This is a genomic window from Paenibacillus aurantiacus, from assembly GCF_042431225.1.
GTDB classification, from domain to species: Bacteria; Bacillota; Bacilli; order Paenibacillales; family Paenibacillaceae; genus Paenibacillus_Z; species Paenibacillus_Z aurantiacus.
On sequence record NZ_JBHMDO010000044.1, the window covers coordinates 127,089 to 144,569 of the forward strand.

22 protein-coding genes are annotated in these 17,481 nt (G+C 52.1%); all 22 read left to right on the plus strand.

The features are described 5' to 3' along the window. The first annotated feature begins 3 nt into the window (after window positions 1-3). Window positions 4-462 carry a flagellar basal body rod protein FlgC gene (gene flgC, locus ACFFSY_RS27460; RefSeq protein ID WP_377500172.1) on the plus strand — a complete coding sequence of 153 codons (459 nt, stop codon included), beginning with the start codon at window positions 4-6 and terminating at the stop codon, window positions 460-462. A 42-nt stretch (window positions 463-504) separates the two neighbouring features. Next, window positions 505-810: a flagellar hook-basal body complex protein FliE gene (gene fliE, locus ACFFSY_RS27465; protein ID WP_377500174.1), complete on the plus strand. Its 306-nt coding sequence runs from the start codon at window positions 505-507 to the stop codon at window positions 808-810. A 49-nt stretch (window positions 811-859) separates the two neighbouring features. After that, the gene (fliF, locus tag ACFFSY_RS27470; RefSeq protein WP_377500176.1) at window positions 860-2,437 is read left to right on the plus strand and encodes a flagellar basal-body MS-ring/collar protein FliF; all 1,578 of its coding nucleotides are present in this window, start codon (window positions 860-862) and stop codon (window positions 2,435-2,437) included. An 11-nt stretch (window positions 2,438-2,448) separates the two neighbouring features. Continuing rightward, window positions 2,449-3,462 (plus strand): flagellar motor switch protein FliG, encoded by a 1,014-nt coding sequence (gene fliG / locus ACFFSY_RS27475; RefSeq protein WP_377500178.1) that lies wholly within the window; start codon window positions 2,449-2,451, stop codon window positions 3,460-3,462. Continuing rightward, the gene (locus ACFFSY_RS27480) at window positions 3,455-4,270 is read left to right on the plus strand and encodes a FliH/SctL family protein (protein WP_377500180.1); all 816 of its coding nucleotides are present in this window, start codon (window positions 3,455-3,457) and stop codon (window positions 4,268-4,270) included. The genes fliG and ACFFSY_RS27480 overlap by 8 nt, the downstream gene beginning before the upstream one ends. 1 nt (window position 4,271) lies before the next feature. Beyond that, on the plus strand, window positions 4,272-5,597 hold the full coding sequence (fliI, locus tag ACFFSY_RS27485; RefSeq protein ID WP_377500182.1) for a flagellar protein export ATPase FliI: 1,326 nt from the start codon (window positions 4,272-4,274) through the stop codon (window positions 5,595-5,597). Window positions 5,598-5,606: 9 nt separating this feature from the next. Further along, entirely contained in the window at window positions 5,607-6,050 is a 444-nt protein-coding gene (fliJ, locus tag ACFFSY_RS27490) for a flagellar export protein FliJ (RefSeq protein WP_377500184.1), read from the plus strand. 45 nt (window positions 6,051-6,095) lie between these two features. Beyond that, complete coding sequence (locus tag ACFFSY_RS27495) at window positions 6,096-7,031, plus strand: MotE family protein (RefSeq protein ID WP_377500186.1); 936 nt, start codon at window positions 6,096-6,098, stop codon at window positions 7,029-7,031. 24 nt (window positions 7,032-7,055) lie between these two features. Continuing rightward, on the plus strand, window positions 7,056-8,486 hold the full coding sequence (locus tag ACFFSY_RS27500; RefSeq protein WP_377500188.1) for a flagellar hook-length control protein FliK: 1,431 nt from the start codon (window positions 7,056-7,058) through the stop codon (window positions 8,484-8,486). A gap of 41 nt (window positions 8,487-8,527) precedes the next feature. Further along, window positions 8,528-8,962 carry a flagellar hook capping FlgD N-terminal domain-containing protein gene (locus tag ACFFSY_RS27505; protein ID WP_377500190.1) on the plus strand — a complete coding sequence of 145 codons (435 nt, stop codon included), beginning with the start codon at window positions 8,528-8,530 and terminating at the stop codon, window positions 8,960-8,962. Then, the gene (locus ACFFSY_RS27510; protein ID WP_377500192.1) at window positions 8,955-9,329 is read left to right on the plus strand and encodes a TIGR02530 family flagellar biosynthesis protein; all 375 of its coding nucleotides are present in this window, start codon (window positions 8,955-8,957) and stop codon (window positions 9,327-9,329) included. The genes ACFFSY_RS27505 and ACFFSY_RS27510 overlap by 8 nt, the downstream gene beginning before the upstream one ends. Window positions 9,330-9,451: 122 nt before the next feature. Beyond that, the gene (flgG, locus tag ACFFSY_RS27515; protein ID WP_377500194.1) at window positions 9,452-10,279 is read left to right on the plus strand and encodes a flagellar basal body rod protein FlgG; all 828 of its coding nucleotides are present in this window, start codon (window positions 9,452-9,454) and stop codon (window positions 10,277-10,279) included. Window positions 10,280-10,360: 81 nt separating this feature from the next. Further along, window positions 10,361-10,582 (plus strand): flagellar FlbD family protein, encoded by a 222-nt coding sequence (locus ACFFSY_RS27520; RefSeq protein WP_377500196.1) that lies wholly within the window; start codon window positions 10,361-10,363, stop codon window positions 10,580-10,582. 2 nt (window positions 10,583-10,584) lie between these two features. Then, window positions 10,585-11,073: a flagellar basal body-associated FliL family protein gene (locus tag ACFFSY_RS27525; RefSeq protein ID WP_377500198.1), complete on the plus strand. Its 489-nt coding sequence runs from the start codon at window positions 10,585-10,587 to the stop codon at window positions 11,071-11,073. Between the two features lie 38 nt (window positions 11,074-11,111). Beyond that, a complete protein-coding gene (fliM, locus tag ACFFSY_RS27530) occupies window positions 11,112-12,119 on the plus strand; it encodes a flagellar motor switch protein FliM (RefSeq protein WP_377500200.1) in 1,008 nt (335 codons plus the stop codon). After that, window positions 12,109-13,452 (plus strand): flagellar motor switch phosphatase FliY, encoded by a 1,344-nt coding sequence (fliY, locus tag ACFFSY_RS27535; protein ID WP_377500202.1) that lies wholly within the window; start codon window positions 12,109-12,111, stop codon window positions 13,450-13,452. The genes fliM and fliY overlap by 11 nt, the downstream gene beginning before the upstream one ends. A 29-nt stretch (window positions 13,453-13,481) precedes the next feature. Further along, window positions 13,482-13,844 (plus strand): response regulator, encoded by a 363-nt coding sequence (locus ACFFSY_RS27540; RefSeq protein ID WP_148928144.1) that lies wholly within the window; start codon window positions 13,482-13,484, stop codon window positions 13,842-13,844. A 5-nt stretch (window positions 13,845-13,849) separates the two neighbouring features. After that, window positions 13,850-14,491: a flagellar biosynthetic protein FliO gene (locus ACFFSY_RS27545; RefSeq protein ID WP_377500204.1), complete on the plus strand. Its 642-nt coding sequence runs from the start codon at window positions 13,850-13,852 to the stop codon at window positions 14,489-14,491. Beyond that, window positions 14,488-15,246, plus strand: a complete 759-nt coding sequence (gene fliP / locus ACFFSY_RS27550) for a flagellar type III secretion system pore protein FliP (RefSeq protein ID WP_377500206.1) — start codon at window positions 14,488-14,490, stop codon at window positions 15,244-15,246. The genes ACFFSY_RS27545 and fliP overlap by 4 nt, the downstream gene beginning before the upstream one ends. Before the next feature lie 25 nt (window positions 15,247-15,271). Beyond that, entirely contained in the window at window positions 15,272-15,541 is a 270-nt protein-coding gene (fliQ, locus tag ACFFSY_RS27555) for a flagellar biosynthesis protein FliQ (RefSeq protein ID WP_377500208.1), read from the plus strand. A gap of 15 nt (window positions 15,542-15,556) precedes the next feature. Then, window positions 15,557-16,348 carry a flagellar biosynthetic protein FliR gene (fliR, locus tag ACFFSY_RS27560; protein WP_377500210.1) on the plus strand — a complete coding sequence of 264 codons (792 nt, stop codon included), beginning with the start codon at window positions 15,557-15,559 and terminating at the stop codon, window positions 16,346-16,348. Between the two features lie 13 nt (window positions 16,349-16,361). Beyond that, window positions 16,362-17,453, plus strand: a complete 1,092-nt coding sequence (gene flhB / locus ACFFSY_RS27565; RefSeq protein ID WP_377500212.1) for a flagellar biosynthesis protein FlhB — start codon at window positions 16,362-16,364, stop codon at window positions 17,451-17,453. Window positions 17,454-17,481 lie beyond the last annotated feature (28 nt).

The window sequence follows — 17,481 nt, forward strand, 5'->3', positions numbered from 1 at the left end:
TAGATGAGAATCACGAATGGCTTCGATGTAAGTGCTTCCGCCTTAACCGCTCAGCGGCTGCGGATGGATGTTATCTCATCCAACATTGCCAATGCTGAGACAACGCGCGCTAAATTTGTGAATGGACAGTATGTCCCTTATGCACGTAAGATGGTTGTACTCGAGCCGACGACGCCATCGTTTGCGGATGTGCTAAACGGTAAGATCAACGGGACGGCGTCTTCGAAAGCCGCTGGCGTGAAAGTCTCGAAGATCGTGGAAGACCAGACGCCTTTCAAACAAGTCTACGATCCGACGAATCCGGATGCCGACGCGAATGGTTATGTACAAATGCCGAACGTCGACATTGCGAAGGAAATGGTCGACATGATTACGGCTTCTCGTTCTTATGAAGCGAACGTAACGGCGCTCAACACGACGAAAGCGATGTTCTCGAAAGCGCTGGAGATCGGAAGAGCTTAAGGGATAGATAAGAACAAGCGACTATAAAGTGGAGGGATCAACTTGATTCAGAAAACGACGTTTAATCCTTTGACGACGATCCAATCAGCGCAGAATACGGCCATGAAGGACAAAACGCCGGCTGAAATGACGCAAACGTTCGGTGATTTCCTGCAAAATGCTTTAAATAGCGTGCAGAGCCAAGAAAAGAATGCGCAGGTATTAACGGATAAATATATGGTTGGACAAGCGGATATCTCGCAAGTTATGATTGCATCGTCCCAAGCGGAACTAAGCTTGCAGCTAACTTCACAAGTCCGCAACAAGGTTGTCGAAGCTTACCAAGAGATCATGCGGATGCAGTTGTAATAGATCGTCAAACGACGGTTCGACAACTACGAATAAGTGAGGTGAAGTCGTGAACGAAACATTCAACCAATATAAGACTAAAGTCGCACAGTTGTGGACGGGGATGGGGAAGAAGCAAAAGGTAATGATCGGCGCGACTGCTGGTGTCCTAGTTATCACCGTCGTATTGCTCACGATGGTGTTCTCCAAGACCCAGTATGAGCTGGCGTTTCAGAATCTGGATTCGACGGACTCTGCGGCGGTCATGAACTACCTGGATTCGAACAACATTCCATATCAACTGGCCAACAGCGGTCAGAACATCCTCGTGCCAGCAGCGAATGCCGAGAAGGTAAAGGTTGAAGCGGGTTCACAAGGTCTTGTTCAGAATGGTTCGATCGGCTTTGAGTCCTTCGCCTCAGGTTCGTCGCCGTTTGGTTCGACAGACCGAGAGTTCGATGTGAAATACCGGAGTGCGCTGAACGGCGAAATTCAACGTCTACTCAACGGCATGAACGGCGTACAAAAGTCAAATGTACTCGTTACACTGCCGGAAGAAAGCGCGTTTCTTTCCACGGAAGAACAAGAACCTGCTTCCGCTTCGATCATGATTACGTTCAAACCGGGTTATCGCCCGACACAGAAAGAAGTAGACGGCTATTATAATCTCGTGAAAACTTCAGTTCCTAAGCTTGCGGTTGAGAACATCACGATTTCAAGTGCGGAAGGCGAGCTGACCGCTTCCAACGATGCTGGCGGCGTCGATAGCTCGACAACGGTCGAGAACCACTTCCAAATTCAGAAAAAGTACGAGAGTGAAGTCAAACGCAGCATTCAGCAGACGCTTGGCAAAATCGTCGGGCTTGATAATATGGTTGTGAACGTATCGAGTTCCTTTAACTTCGACAAAAAGAAAACGGACGAGCAGCTGGTCAAGCCGCTTGAGAATAATAATAATAATGGGATTATCGTAAGCGAAGCGACGAATTCCTCGTCTTCGACGGGCTCGAGCGGTTCCGGCGGCGTAGCCGGCACGGGATCGACGGATGTACCGGGTTACCAAGCGACGACGGGCGGCGATTCGAGCAGTTCTGAAGATAACAGCCGTACGACGAACTATGAGTTTAACCGGATCAATAACCAGATCGAGTCCGCTCCTTATGTGATTAAAGACCTATCCATCAGCGTAGCGGTGGACAAGTCCAAACTTAGCGATGATGCGAAAACGTACGTAAACGATTTTTTGTCTTCCCTCGTTCGTGCACAATTGCGCGAATCGGGACAAAATGTAGACGACGATGCGATTATCGCGAAGAAAATTTCGATCAGCGGTCTGACGTTCATGGCTTCGGATGACACGTCCACAACGTCCGGCATCTCGATGACGATGGCGATCGGTATCGGCGCAGCAGCGCTTGTATTAATCGGTGCGCTCGGATTCATGCTTGTGAAACGCCGCCGCAAACAGGCAGCAGAGCAGCAGATGCTCGCAGAGGAAGTCTTAACGCCGCACAAAATCGACTACGCTACGGTCGAAATGGAGATGGGCGGCAACGACAATCAAATGCGCAAGCAGCTTGAGACCTTGGCTAAGAACAAACCAGAAGAGTTTGTTAACCTTCTCCGTACATGGCTTGCTGACGAATAGGAGGAATGTAAATGGCTAAAGTCGCGCAAGGTTACAGTGGTCGCCAGAAGGCGGCCATCCTTCTCATCTCCTTAGGTCCGGAAGTATCCGCCCAGGTGTTTAAACATCTGCGTGAAGAAGAGATCGAACAGCTTACGCTGGAGATAGCGAATGTTCGCAAGGTCGACAGCGAAGACAAGGATACGATTCTAAGCGAGTTCCACCAGATCTGCATGGCGCAAGAATATATTTCGCAAGGCGGTATCACGTATGCGAAAGAGATTCTCGAGAAAGCGCTCGGCGAGTCGAAAGCGCTGGAAGTCATCAACCGTCTAACGGCAACGCTGCAAGTTCGCCCGTTCGACTTTGCGCGTAAAGCCGACGCTAGTCAGATTCTCAACTTCATTCAGAACGAGAACGCGCAGACAATCGCCTTGGTGCTGTCTTACTTGGGCGCCGATCAATCGGCCTCCATCTTGTCTTCCCTCCCGCAGGAGAAGCAGGCGGAAGTTGCAAGACGTATCGCGCTCATGGACAGCACGTCGCCGGAAGTTATTGCGCACGTCGAACGTATTCTGGAGCAGAAGCTGTCCTCGACGGTTACGCAGGACTACACGAGCGCTGGCGGTATCGAGTCGATCGTACAAATCCTTAATGGTGTCGACCGCGGCACAGAGCGCACGATTCTTGACGCGCTCGAGATTCAAGATCCGGAACTGGCCGAAGAAATCAAGAAGCGTATGTTCGTATTCGAAGATATCGTCAACATCGACAACCGCGCGATTCAGCGCATCATTCGAGATATCGAGAACGCAGATCTTCAGCTTGCGCTTAAAGTGGCAAGCGAAGAAGTACGCGAAGCCATCTTCCGTAACATGTCCAAACGGATGGCGGAAACATTCAAGGAAGAAATGGAGTTCATGGGTCCTGTACGGCTGCGTGACGTTGAAGAAGCTCAAACTCGTATCGTAGCGACGATCCGTCGACTCGAAGAGTCGGGTGAGATCATCATCGCTCGTGGCGGAGGAGATGATATCATTGTCTAGCCTTCATAAATCTACCCATGTTGTTTCTATAGACGATCTAAAGCGTCTGGAAGTTTTCCGCAACTATTATGCTAATACCCAGTCCGGGGCTAATCGAAACACCCCGGCTGGTCCCGATGAAGAAACAATTTCGCTGCGCGACCAAATCATCCAAGATGCCGAGAATTTCGCGAAGCAGCGAATGGAAGAGACGACAGCCGAAATCCAGGCGATGATGGACGATGCGAATGCCGCCATTGAACAATGGTGGCAGGAGCGCCGCGAGCTGGACCTGCAGCACTTCGAGCAGATGCGAAGCGAAGGCTATCAGATCGGATATAACGAAGGGCGCGAGGAAGCCGAGCAAGAGATTCACCAGCAATGGGAAGCATCGCTTGGAGAAGCGAAGACGATCCTTGAGGGCGCCTACCGCATGAAGGAAGAGATCATCCAAGAGGCAGAACCGTTCCTCGTGGAACTTAGTATCTCCATTGCAGAGAAAATCATTGGCAAGCAGCTGGCCATGTCCCCGGAATGGACGATCGAGCAAGTGACGAAGGCACTGACCAGAAGACGCGAACAAGGTGTTATCACGCTGTGCGTATCGCCATCGCAGCTTAATTTTATCCAAGCAGCCCGCGAAGAACTGCACTTGGCGATTGACTCGCAAGCCGAGCTCCAAATTGTGCCGGATGTAACGGTAAAAGACGGTGGTTGCGTCATTCGTTCTGCCTTTGGTAGTATTGATGCCCGGATAGATACGCAGTTGTCCGAAATCAAACGCGAGCTGATGCAGCTGGCGCTGCAGCCTAGCGAAGAGGGGGCATAACATGGCCACGCTTAAGCTGGATCCGATGAAATATATCGAACATATGCGTCCGATCGATCCCATACGGGTGAACGGTAAAGTTACGCAGGTTATCGGTTTGACGGTCGAGTCGGAAGGTCCGGATGCAAGCATTGGCGATGTGTGCTATATCTACCCGACGAAAGCAGCTAAGCCGCTTAAAGCGGAAGTCGTCGGCTTCCGAGACAATAAATTGATCCTCATGCCGCTCGGTGAGCTGGCCTCGATCGGCCCGGGTTGCGACGTCGTCGGAACCGGCAAGCCGCTAACCGTGCAAGTCGGATCCGAGCTGCTGGGCAAAGTGCTCGACGGATTGGGACAGCCATTGGACGGCTCGATGCTCCCAGCTCGAATGCCGCATTACTCGACGCATAACGAGCCGAGCAACCCGCTCTCCCGACCGCGGGTTAAGACGCCGCTGACAGTCGGCGTGAGAGCAATAGACGGACTGCTCACCGTAGGTCAGGGGCAGCGTATTGGTATCTTCGCTGGTTCTGGCGTCGGCAAGAGTACGCTCTTGGGGATGATTGCTAGAAACACTTCGGCCGATGTGAACGTCATAGCTCTTGTCGGCGAACGTGGTCGCGAGGTGCTCGAGTTCGTCGAGAAGGATTTGGGGCCAGAAGGTCTAGCTCGATCGGTCGTGATCGTCGCGACGTCTGACCAGCCTGCACTGATCCGGATGAAAGGCGCTTTGATTGCGACCAGCATCGCGGAATACTTCCGCGACCGTGGCTTGAACGTGATGCTTATGATGGACTCGGTAACCCGTTACGCCCAAGCGCTTCGGGAAGTCGGACTTGCGATCGGCGAGCCGCCGGCGACGCGCGGATACACGCCATCCGTATTCGCGAATTTGCCGAAGTTGTTGGAGCGTGCGGGGACAGGTCCGAGAGGTTCGATTACGGCGTTCTATACCGTGCTTGTGGACGGCGATGATATGAATGAGCCGATTGCAGACGCGGTGCGAGGCATATTGGACGGCCACATCGTGCTGAGCCGGGCAATTGCGCAGAAAGGCCACTATCCGGCCATCGACGTGCTCCAGTCCATCAGCCGTGTTATGAAGGAGATCGTGCCGGAAGAACAGCAGGACGCGGCTAACGAATTGAAGCGGCTGCTCGCTACTTATAAAGATTCGGAAGACCTCATTAATATTGGGGCGTACCAACGAGGTTCAAATGCGGAAATTGACCGCGCGATCGATAGAATCGGCACCATTAACACGTTCACCCGTCAGAAGACGACGGAGAAAGTAAGCTACGAAGAAGCTGTGCAGGCGCTGTTAAGTGAATTCGAACGGAGCTGATCGTAAGGGATGGCCAAGTTTAAGTACGCGTATCAAAAAATCGTCGACTTGAAGGCAAGCGAGAAGTCGCAAGCCGAGTCGGTATTATCGGCGGCCATCGGCAAGCTGCAGGCGGAAGAAGCTTCGCTAAGCGAATTGATCGCCGAACGAAGCGCGTGGATGGACCAACTGCAGGATGCCGCGAGCGGGGGCACGTCGCTTGCCGAGTTGCTTGACATGCAGCGGTATGTCGATTACATCGATTCCCGCATTACGCACAAGCAAGCCGATATTCGCAAAGCACAGCGCGAAGTCGAGCTCAGCCGTTCGAAGCTGACCGAGAAAATGCAGGATGAGAAAGTTTGGCTAAAAGCCAAAGATAAAGCTTTACATCAGTACCGCGCGGTTATGATGCTGCAGGAACAGAACGAGCTGGACGAAATCGCGACGGTCCGATACGTCGCGCCGGCTTAACCCATATAACAACAGAGCGCTAAAAGACCGGAGGAGGGGTATTTCGTGTCAGAATTGGAAGCGGAGAAGGGATATAGCGGGTTCGAGCGATTCATGTTTTTTGTCACTCCGATCCTGTTCACCATTGTCTTGCTCGGCGTGCTGCTCACGTTGTTTAACTTCGATCTGAGGAACAAGGTGCTGACTGTCGGCGACTCCATCCCGTTTCTGAATGAAGTGCTGCCTGATCCAGTTGCGAAAAGCGAGACTTCGACAGGGGATGGCGAGAACGCAGATGCTGCCGCGGCCGCCAAAGCGGTCGACGAGCAAAATGCGGTCATTGCACAGCTGAAACAGCAGTTATCGGCGAAGGAAAAGGCTTTGCAGGCGGCTACCGGCGAACAGACGGCCAAGGATAAGCAGATCAGTGACCTTCAGAATCAAGTAAAGCAGCTTAGCGCGCAGAAGGAACAAAACGATACGTCGAAGCTGAGCGACGAAGAATACGCGGCGAAAATCAAAGCGCTAGCCGATGCTTACGCGAAGATGTCGCCAAGTAAGGCCGCTCCTATTATGGAAGCAATGGAACTGGACGAAGCGGTGCTCGTGTTGAACTCGATGCGGACGGATGATCAAGCGAAGGTGCTGGAGAAGATGACGCCGAAAACGGCCGCTGAGGCGACCGTGAAGCTGAAAGACATCAAGTCGGCGAAAGACCAGCAGATTGCGGCACTTCAAGCCCGCCTGAATAAACAAGCGACGACGAAAGCAGAACCGTCCTCCTCGCTGGACACGACGCAGTTAAAAGATACGTTCACGAATATGCCTGCGGCTAAGGCTGCGGAGCTTCTGATCAAAATGTCGGAGGTGAGCCCTAGCAAAGTGTTACGGATCCTGAATGCAGTAGACAGCTCAGCACGTTCATCGATTTTGTCGGAAATGTCTTCATTAAATGAAGGAATTACAGCACAGCTTGTTTCCAAGCTGATGACCGGTAAATAATTCATTTGAAAGGAGGTGACAACTATGATGCCCATGACAACTATGATGCCGACGGCGGCAGTGCAACCCGCACCGACAGCCAATACGCAACCTTCTTCCCTCAATAAGACATCGATGTCGGATAAAAGCGCCTCTGGCGATTTCAGCAAGAAGCTGGATCAGACTATGAAGAGCGCGAACAGCAAATCGGAAGTAGATCAAAATAAGACGGATTCGGTAAATAATACGGATGCGCAAACGGTAGAAGCGGATCCGACCGCAAAGTCGCAAGCAGCTGATACTACCGAAAACACGGCGCAAACCAAGACGCCGACGACGCTAAGCGCGACCCCGACAGCTGAAGAACTTGCATCGTTCGTCGAAGGCTTACTGGAACAGCTTGACGATCTGAAAGACGCGGACCAAGATGAACCAGTGACAACCGAAGATATGCCCGGTATACTCGGAGACCTAGACAACCTGCTCGCTATGCTCGAATCGATGCCGCAATTGCAGCAGGCGGTCCAAACGCAGCAGACGACAGACCTTACGGTGACTGGTTCCGGCAGTGAGTCAACGATCGGAGCATTGCAAGGGATGCTGAAAGATCTTCAAGCCGTTCTTCAACAGGACAGGGCCGGCGCCATTAGCAAAGACATGATGACGGCAATCACAAAGCAGGTAAAGGCGCTAGATCAAGCGGTTAACGGCGCGAGTGCCGCGACGGAAGTACCAAGCGGTATCGCGGACGAGACAAGCTCGGCATCCGTTCCGGCACAATCTTCGCACTTGCATCGGATGGGCGCGCAGCTTCTCCATGCTAGCGTACTGACGACAGTCGTGCCGACAGAGGAGAAGAATTCGGCCGAGCCGACTGCCGCTGCCAAGTCGATGGAATCGACTAGCACCGAAGGAACGGCCGTACCGGTCGCGATGACGACGCCAGATAATCAGCCGCGTGTAGATCAAAGCGCCAAACTCGTCATGCCGCAGCCGGTTCCGGCGGAGAAGTTCGCCGAGAAGATGAAGGACATGCTGGTAAATCAGTTTAGCGTGAAGACGAAAGACGGCCTTTCCGAAGCGACAATTTCCTTGGCTCCAGCTCATCTCGGTCAAGTGGATATTCGGATCGCGGTGCATAACGGGCAATTAACGGCGGTATTCGTAGCCGAATCGTCGGCGGCGAAGGACATGCTGGAGAACCAGATGGCCCAGCTTCGCAACCAACTGCAGACGCAGGGACTTCAAGTCGATCGGCTGGAAGTAACGCAAAGCTCGAACGCCTTCGAGTCGAACATGTTCCACAGCGGGCACGGCAGAGGTACTCGTGATCAGCATTCCACCAAACAGGGCGGTTCTAACCGCGATGCGATTAACGAAATAAATGGTTTTAATCCTGAAGCGGAGCAAGCGGCCGTTGAACAAGCAGTGACCCGAACTTTGGGCTTTGGCAGAGAGATTAACACGACGGTATAACACCACATTAAGCCCTTGGTCGGAACGGAGGTGAAAGAGCGATGGCAAACACGATATCCGGTACGTCTTCGGCAAGCAGCACGCAAGCATCCGGCGCTTCGAATAAAATGAACACTCTCGGAAAAGACGAATTTCTGAAGATCCTTGTGACGCAGCTCAAAAACCAGGATCCGATGCAGCCTTTGCAGGACACGGATTTTATTGCGCAGATGGCTCAATTCTCGTCGGTCGAACAATTGATGAACATGTCCGAAAATATGGGCAAGCTAAGTCAGAATTTGGGCCTGGCCTCGAGCATGATCGACAAGAACGTGGAATGGTACCAAACCAATGAGTCCGGCACGACGTTGAAGTCGGGTAAAGTGGATTCGATCGTAGTCCGGGACAGCATTCAGTATGCAGTTGTAGATGGCGAGTCGATTCCTCTAGACAAGATTGTTTCGATCGGACAAGGCGGTGAAGGAGCAAGTGAATAACCGTCTAACGATAGGCCAGCTGCAGATTGGAACCCCCGGCGTTAGATCGCTTGGGAAGACGGTGTCGAATACGACGCCAGGCACAGCTTTTAAAGACATGCTGGACAGTCAAGTGCTCAAGTTCAGCCAGCATGCGGAGACCAGAATGCGCCAACGCGGGATAACCCTCGGCGTCGACACGTTAAGCAAGATTGAAGGCGCGATTGACCAGGCAGCCGCAAAAGGGGCAAAGGATTCGCTGGTCATATGCAAAGATGTCGCCATGATTGTAAATGTGCCTAGCCGAACCGTCATTACCGCGATTGATGGCAAGAGCTTGAAAGACAACGTTTTTACGCAGATCGATAGCGCAGTTGTTATCTCGTAATCGACATGCATGAAACCACACGGCCGGACCTCTATTGAGGAAGCCGCGGGCTGCTGACCGACTGATGCGCCCACAACCAAAAAAGGCAATCATAAACCCAATACTCAGGAGGTAATCTACGAATGCTAAGATCTATGTACTCCGGTGTTTCAGGTATGCGCGGTTTCCAAACAAAGCTCGACGTCATCGGTAACAACATCGCGAACGTGAACACGGTCGGCTTTAAAGCAGGACGCGTCATGTTCAAGGATATCCTTAGCCAAACGGTGTCCGGCGTTACGGCTCCGACAGAAGGCGTGAAGGGCGGCGTGAACGCCAAACAGATCGGCCTGGGCGTCGCAACGGCTTCGATCGATACGGTCCACACGCCGGGCAGCGCGGTCACCACGAATGTGCCGACGGACGTCCGCATCGATGGGGACGGGTTCTTCGCCGTAACCGCGACCGGCGACGGCTCGCAAGCAACCCCTTACTTGACTCGCGCCGGCAATTTCACGCTAGATGCGAACAACCAATTGGTTAACGCGGACGGAATGTTCGTACTGAGTTCGGACGGCGCTCCAATCACGCTCGCTCCCGAAGTCAAATCGTTCTCTATCTCCAGCGACGGTTCGATTATTGGCGTGAATGCCGATGGCACAACGGCTGCGACCGACTTCAAAATCGGCCTTGTGAAAGTCAACAATCCTAGCGGTCTTGAGAAGATTGGCGGCAACCTGTACCAACTTACAGCCAACGCCAATCCTGACGGAGCAGCCGAGCTGAGCGAAGCTGCCAGCGCCGAAGCCGGTACAGGATCGATCGTGGCAGGCCAGCTCGAGATGTCTAACGTCGAGTTGACGGCGGAGTTCACGGAGATGATCGTCGCGCAGCGCGGCTTCCAGGCGAACTCCCGTATTATTACGACATCCGACGAAATTCTGCAAGAAGTCGTTAACCTGAAGCGCTAATAATTCGTTAATTTTTTCCTAACAGTTCTGAAGTAAGATAGGGGAGGTCAAGTCCTCCCCTTATCCTTGAGGGGGATTTACATGATTGCTGTAACGCGTTTGAACGGCACGACGATATTCGTGAACGCGCTACTTATCGAAGTGATCGAAGAGACGCCAGATACGCTGCTCACGCTGACAACCGGGAAGAAATTCATGGTGCGGGAGAAAGCGACGGACGTCATTTCCTCCATGCAGACATATTTGCAAGCGATTGGCGTGAACGCCGCGACAATCAAGAGCGTACAATCGGAGGGTCCATAACGATGAAAAAAATGCTGCCTTGGCTTATCACAATTTTGCTTGCCATAACCCTCATTGCGGTCGTGGCGATCGTTCTGTTCAACAACATTTTGGGCGGTGGATCTAATGATTCAGCCAACCAGGCAAAAGAGAGCGTACAGAACGTGAAGGCGGAGAAAATTACCGCCGACGAGCTAGTTGCGGTGACAAGCGAGTTGACAGGGATCAAAACGAATTTGTCGGATCCCACATATATTGTGCAAATCGACTTTGCCTTCCAACTAGATAAGGCAGAGACGAAAGAAGAATTCGAGAAAATCAAGGAGTTCGCGATCAAGCCGATTATTATCAGCACGCTCGGCGATAGCAATCCAGAAGAAGTCAGTGGCTCGCAAGGCAAGGATGCGTTAAAATCAAAACTGCTTAACCTGATTAACGAAAAGTTAGCCGAGTCGTCCGAAGGCAAGCTTGTCAACGTTACGATTACGAACATTTTGGTCGCACAGATCTAGTCAGGCTTTTGACGCATCCTTGAAAGGGGGGAGAAACATTGGTTGATGTATTATCGCAAAGCGAGATAGACGCGCTGCTTGCAGCGTTATCATCCGGTGAAATGGACGCGGAAGAACTAAAGAAAGAAGAGACCCAGCGCAAGATCCGCTCCTATGAATTTAAGCGCGCCGTACGCTTTTCGAAAGACCATATCCGCAGCTTGACGCGGATTCACGAGAACTTCGCCAGGTTCCTGACAACCTATTTCTCGGCACAATTGCGGACGTTCGTCCAGATCAGCGTCGTGCAGGTTGAACAGCTGCCTTATGACGAATTTATACGCTCTATTCCGAAAATGACAATTCTGAACATTTTCGAAGCGGAACCGCTTGAAGGCCGCATGGTGCTCGAAGTTCATCCGAACGTCGCCTTTGCAATGGTGGATCGGCTGCTTGGCGGCCAAGGCACCGCGCCTTCCAAGATCAACGCGCTGACGGAGATCGAGACAACGATTATGGAGCGCATTTTCGGCCGTACGCTCGAAAGTCTGCAGGAAGCATGGAAGACGGTCATCGACATCTCGCCGCGTATGGAAGCGTTGGAGACCAATCCTCAGTTTATGCAGATCGTCTCGCCGAACGAAACGATTGCCTTAATCTCGCTCAGCACGAAGATCGGGGACACGACGGGTATGATCAACTTATGTATTCCCCATGTCGTCATTGAGCCGATCATGTCTAGATTGTCCGTTCACCATTGGTTCGTGTCGCAGAAGAAAACAAGAGCGCCCGAAGAGGTCGAGGTGCTCAAGAATCGCGTCAGCAAGGCGAAACTGTCGATCGTGGCCGAGCTCGGTCAATCGTCGATCAACATTCAAGAGTTCCTCGGCCTTAGCGTCGGCGACGTCATCGCGTTGAACAAGCCGATTACTTCAGGGTTAGACATCAAAGTCGGCGACAAGCTTAAATATATCGGAAGTGCAGGCTCGATCAGGGAACGATTGGCGATTCAAATTGATCAAGTACTCAGCGAGAGCGAAGGAGTGGAGGAAAGTTATGACGAGTAAAGACTACTTATCGCAAGAGGAAATCGATGCCTTACTGCGTCAGTCTTCCGATGAACCCGATACGTCGAAATCGGATAGCGGTCCGATTGAAGAGCTGAGTGAATATTTGAGCTCCATCGAGCAGGATGCGCTTGGCGAGATCGGCAATATCACGTTCGGGAGCGCAGCGACGGCTTTATCTACGCTGCTGGGCCGCAAAGTCGATATCACGACGCCGAAAGTATCCATTATTAATAGGAAGGATCTCGACGACGAGTTCCCGAAGCCTCATGTCGCCGTGTCGGTTGAATACGTCGATGGCTTCGAAGGCATCAACTCGCTCGTGATCAAAACCAGAGACGCCCAGATCATTGCGGACTTGATGCTCGGCGGCAGTGGAGATGTCGATCCGAACCAAGAATTGAACGAGATCCATATCAGCGCGGTTCAGGAAGCGATGAACCAGATGATGGGCTCTTCCGCGACATCGATGTCGACGATCTTTAACCGTTTCGTGAATATTTCACCACCCGGAATCGACATCCTTAATGTATCGGAAGGCGAAGGCGTCGATCGGCTCCCGCCGGAAGACCTGTTCATCAAAATCGCATTCCGTCTAACGATCGGCGATCTGATCGACTCGCAAATCATGCAGCTGCTGCCGATTCACTTCGCGCAAGAGATGGTTTCGACGTTGATGGGCGGAACGAGCGAACCGCAAGCAGCGCCAGCGGCGGCGCCTGCCCCTGCAGCGCAGGCTCCTGCGCCACAACCGGCGGCAGCGGCGGCAGCCGCTCATGCACCTGCCCAACAGCCTGCGGCAGCGGGCGCGCCTGCTTATGATCCATATCAGCAGCCAATGGGCTATCCGCCGCAAGGGATGCCGATGATGCCTCCTCAAGGGATGCCGGGGCAACCGGGTATGCCGATGATGCCTCCAGCAGCCGCAATGCCGGGCTATGGGATGCCAGGCTATGGAATGCCGGGTTATGGCATGCCGCCACAAACTTATGGCGGTGTGGGCAACCGCAACGTGAACGTACAGCCTGTGCAATTCGGCAACTTCCAAGGCGCTGGATTTGGACAAGCGGATGACTCGAACTTGAATTTATTGCTCGACATCCCACTGAAAGTCACTGTAGAATTAGGTAGAACTCAGAAGCAAATTAAGGATATTCTCGAGTTATCGCAAGGTTCCATTATCGAACTGGACAAGCTTGCCGGTGAGCCAGTCGACATTTTGGTGAACAATAAACTTATCGCGAAAGGCGAGGTTGTCGTTATTGACGAGAATTTCGGCGTGCGGGTTACCGACATTGTCAGCCAATGGGATCGTATTCAGAAACTACAATAACTAACGTGTGATTCTAGGAGGAAAAAACGATGGCTAACCGTATTTTGATTGTAGATGATGCAGCTTTTATGAGAATGATGATCCGCGATATTCTCACGAAGAACGGCTATGAGGTAGTCGGCGAAGCACAGGACGGCGCGCAAGCGATCGAGAAGTTCAAGGAGCTGAAGCCCGATTTGATCACGATGGATATCACGATGCCAGAGATGGACGGTATCGTCGCTTTGAAGGAGATCAAGAAACTGGACGGCAACGCGAAAGTCATTATGTGTTCCGCGATGGGTCAGCAAGCGATGGTTATCGATGCGATTCAAGCGGGAGCCAAAGACTTTATCGTAAAGCCTTTCCAAGCGGATCGCGTCATCGAAGCCATCAAGAAAACGCTTGGTTAACTCGTATGAGACGGTCTATCCTGCTTTCTGCGGGCTGTGCATCCTTCGGCGCGCTGCTGCTACGAGCTGCAGCAGCGGCAGCTGATTCGGGAGCGGGGCTCGGGACGCCGGCCGACCCGGCTGAGGACACCGTGAACATACCGGGTTCGAGTATGACGGGGTACCTCATCTGGGTCGTTTTCGTCCTCTTGATGGTAACGGTTTTAATCGTCATCGTTATTCGATGGCTTGCGCTGCGCAACCGAACACTAATCACGAACCGGGCTTTGCGTTCGTTGGGCGGCGTGCCGCTCGGGGCTAACAAGTCGCTGCAAATCATTGATTTATCCGGACGTGTATACGTCGTCGGCGTAGGAGAGAACGTCGCGCTGCTGGACAAGATCGACGATCCGGAGGAAGCAAGAGCGATCATGGAAGCGCTGGAGCAACAGCAATTTCAAGGTTGGAATCCAGCTTCCGTTAAAGTATGGTTCGATCGTTTGCGACGTCGCGAGAAAGCAGAAGAACCGGGGAATGAACTTTGGCAGGAACCGGAGTCGTTCCAATCGCTGCTGCAGAACAGGCTGCGGAAGCAATCGGATCGGAGGCAGGAAGTGGAGTCGATGCTAAAGGACGAAAATCAAAACGATCGGTTGTCGGACGAATGAATAAAAAAATTATACTTACTCTTCTCGTGCTGCAGCTTGCTGCGCTATTTTTTCATACCCAGTCGTTTGCCGCGGATCCGTTGCCCAATGTAAGCGTCAATATCGGCGGGGATGGCCAGCAGCAGCCTGGGACAAGCGCGCTGTCGCTATTGCTGATGATTACGATACTCAGCGTGGCGCCGGCCATTTTAGTCATGATGACCAGCTTTACGCGAATCGTCATCGTGCTGGGATTCATCCGAACTTCGCTCGGTACGCAGCAAATGCCGCCGAACCAGGTACTGATCGGGCTCGCGATGTTCCTAACCTTTTTCATCATGTCGCCTACGCTGGGACAAGTGAACGAAGTCGCCCTGCAGCCATATTTAAAGGGCCAGATTACGCAGACGCAGGCACTTAACAAGGCGGCGGTGCCGATGAAGAAATTTATGTTCAATCAGACGCGCGAGAAGGACTTACTGCTCTTCCTGAATTATACGAAGACGCAGAAACCCAAGACATATGAAGATGTGCCTTTAACCGTGCTTGTCCCTGCTTTTACGCTGAGCGAACTGCATACCGCTTTTCAGATGGGATTCATGATATTTATCCCGTTCCTGATCATCGATATGGTCGTGGCCAGCACGCTCATGGCGATGGGGATGATGATGCTGCCACCGGTCATGATCTCGCTGCCGTTTAAAATTTTGCTCTTCGTGCTTGTCGACGGCTGGTATCTCATCGTCAAGTCGCTGCTGCTGAGTTTTAACACGTGAGTCCATTAGGAAGGGATATGGAGGCATGAACGCAGAATTTGTTATCCGTTTGGCGGGGCAAGCCGTGTATACAACGATGAAAGCTAGCGCTCCAATGTTGATTATCGGTCTTGTGGTAGGCTTGGTCGTCAGTATTTTCCAGGCGACAACCCAGATTCAGGAGCAGACGCTCGCTTTTGTACCCAAAATCGTAGCCGTGCTGTTGTCCATCTTAATTTTCGGCCCATGGATATTGAACACACTTGTTGATTTCACGTATAACCTGCTGAACAATCTCTATAAATATATCGGATAAGCCGAGGAATTTTTGATGGAACTGTTTCTGGAAGGTTTCCCTATTTTTTTGCTTATTTTTTGTCGAATTACCTCTTTTTTCGTCGTTGCACCTGTCTTTTCGACTCGAACGGTGCCGACGATGATGAAGGTTGGACTCAGTTTTATCGTCGCGCTGCTTATCTTTCTGAGTTACGGATTAAAGCAGACGATCGTGCCGGATGCTACATACGTGCTGGCTGTGATCAGAGAAGTGCTTGCTGGTCTGCTGCTCGGTTATACGGCTTATCTGTTCTTTACCATCATTCAGACCGCGGGGGCTTTTATTGACCTGCAGATGGGGTTCGGTATGGCGAATGTCATCGATCCGCTAACAGGCGTCTCATCCCCGTTGATGGGCAATTTCAAGTTCATGGTAGGCACGCTCGTCTTCTTGTCCATGAACGGACACCATTTTTTGTTAAACGCGCTGCTTAAGAGCTATGAATGGATTCCAATCTCGAACGAATTATTCGCGCGGGTATACGACGGCAGTATTTCGGAGTTTCTACTTCGAACGTTTGCGGATACGTTCATGCTAGCGCTGCAGATGTCGGCACCGCTTGTCGTGGCGATGTTCCTAGTCGACGCGGGTCTTGGTTTACTGGCCAAAACCGCGCCGCAATACAACGTGTTCGTCATCGGGGCACCGATGAAGATTTTGATCGGCTTCCTTCTGTTGGCGGCATTAATGCCAGGGCTGATCGATCTGTTCGAGAACATTTTTACGTTGATGTTCAGCGCATTGGAGAAGTTGTTCGGAATCGTTCAGGCTCGGGCGGAGCAGTAGGAGGGACTTACGCTTGCATACGTACCGCTTAAGACTTGACCTCCAGCTGTTTAGCGGAGAGAAGACGGAGAAAGCGACGCCGAAGAAAAGGCAGGAGGCGCGCAAAAAAGGCCAAGTCGCCAAAAGCCAAGAGCTTCCGGGGGCCCTAATTCTGCTTTTCTCTCTCCTGTGTCTGTTGATGCTCGGCAGCTACTACAAAGATCGGTTGTTTCGCATGTTCGGCTTGCTCTTCCAGCAGAAGCTGTCCATGAATCTCACGACCGAGAACATTATGACCCTCTTTACGGACATTACCATACAAGGTGCATATTTGCTCGCGCCAATTCTTGCCATCACCGTTATATTCGCGATGGTCGGCACGTTCTTGCAGATCGGATTTTTCTTCTCGGGCGAGAGCGTGAAGCCGAAATTCAGCAAGCTGAACCCGCTTCAAGGCTTCAAAAACATCTTCTCGATGCGTTCGGCCGTCGAGTTTCTGAAAAATATTTTGAAGCTGACCATTATTGGATTCATGGTGTACCGCACCCTTTGGGGATCGATTGGCGATATTATGAAGCTTGCTCATGTACCGGTTGAGAATATGCTTAGCTTTACGGCTCATCTGGTCATGAATCTTGGTATTACCATTGGCGCCATCCTCGTAGTATTGGCGCTCATTGATTACATGTACCAGAAATTCGAACACGAGAAAAGCCTTCGGATGTCCATACAGGATATCAAGGACGAATATAAGAAATCGGAAGGCGATCCTTTGATCAAAGGGAAAATCCGCGAGCGGCAGCGCAGGATGGCCATGCAGCGGATGATGTCCGACGTGCCCAAGGCAGACGTGGTCATCACGAACCCAACTCACTTCGCCGTCGCGCTGCGGTATGACGGGTCGAAGATGGAGGCGCCGACAATCGTGGCGAAGGGTGCGGATTACGTCGCGCTGCGCATCCGGGAAATCGCCAAGAACAACGGCGTCATAACGATGGAAAACAAGCCGCTGGCCAGAGCTTTGTACGCAAGGGCTGAGATCGGGGACGCCGTTCCTGCAGACTTGTTCCAAGCCGTGGCCGAAGTACTGGCATATGTATATAGGCTCAAAGGTAGAGCCAAGTAATGAAGGCACAGAACGCGTGGGAGGAGGA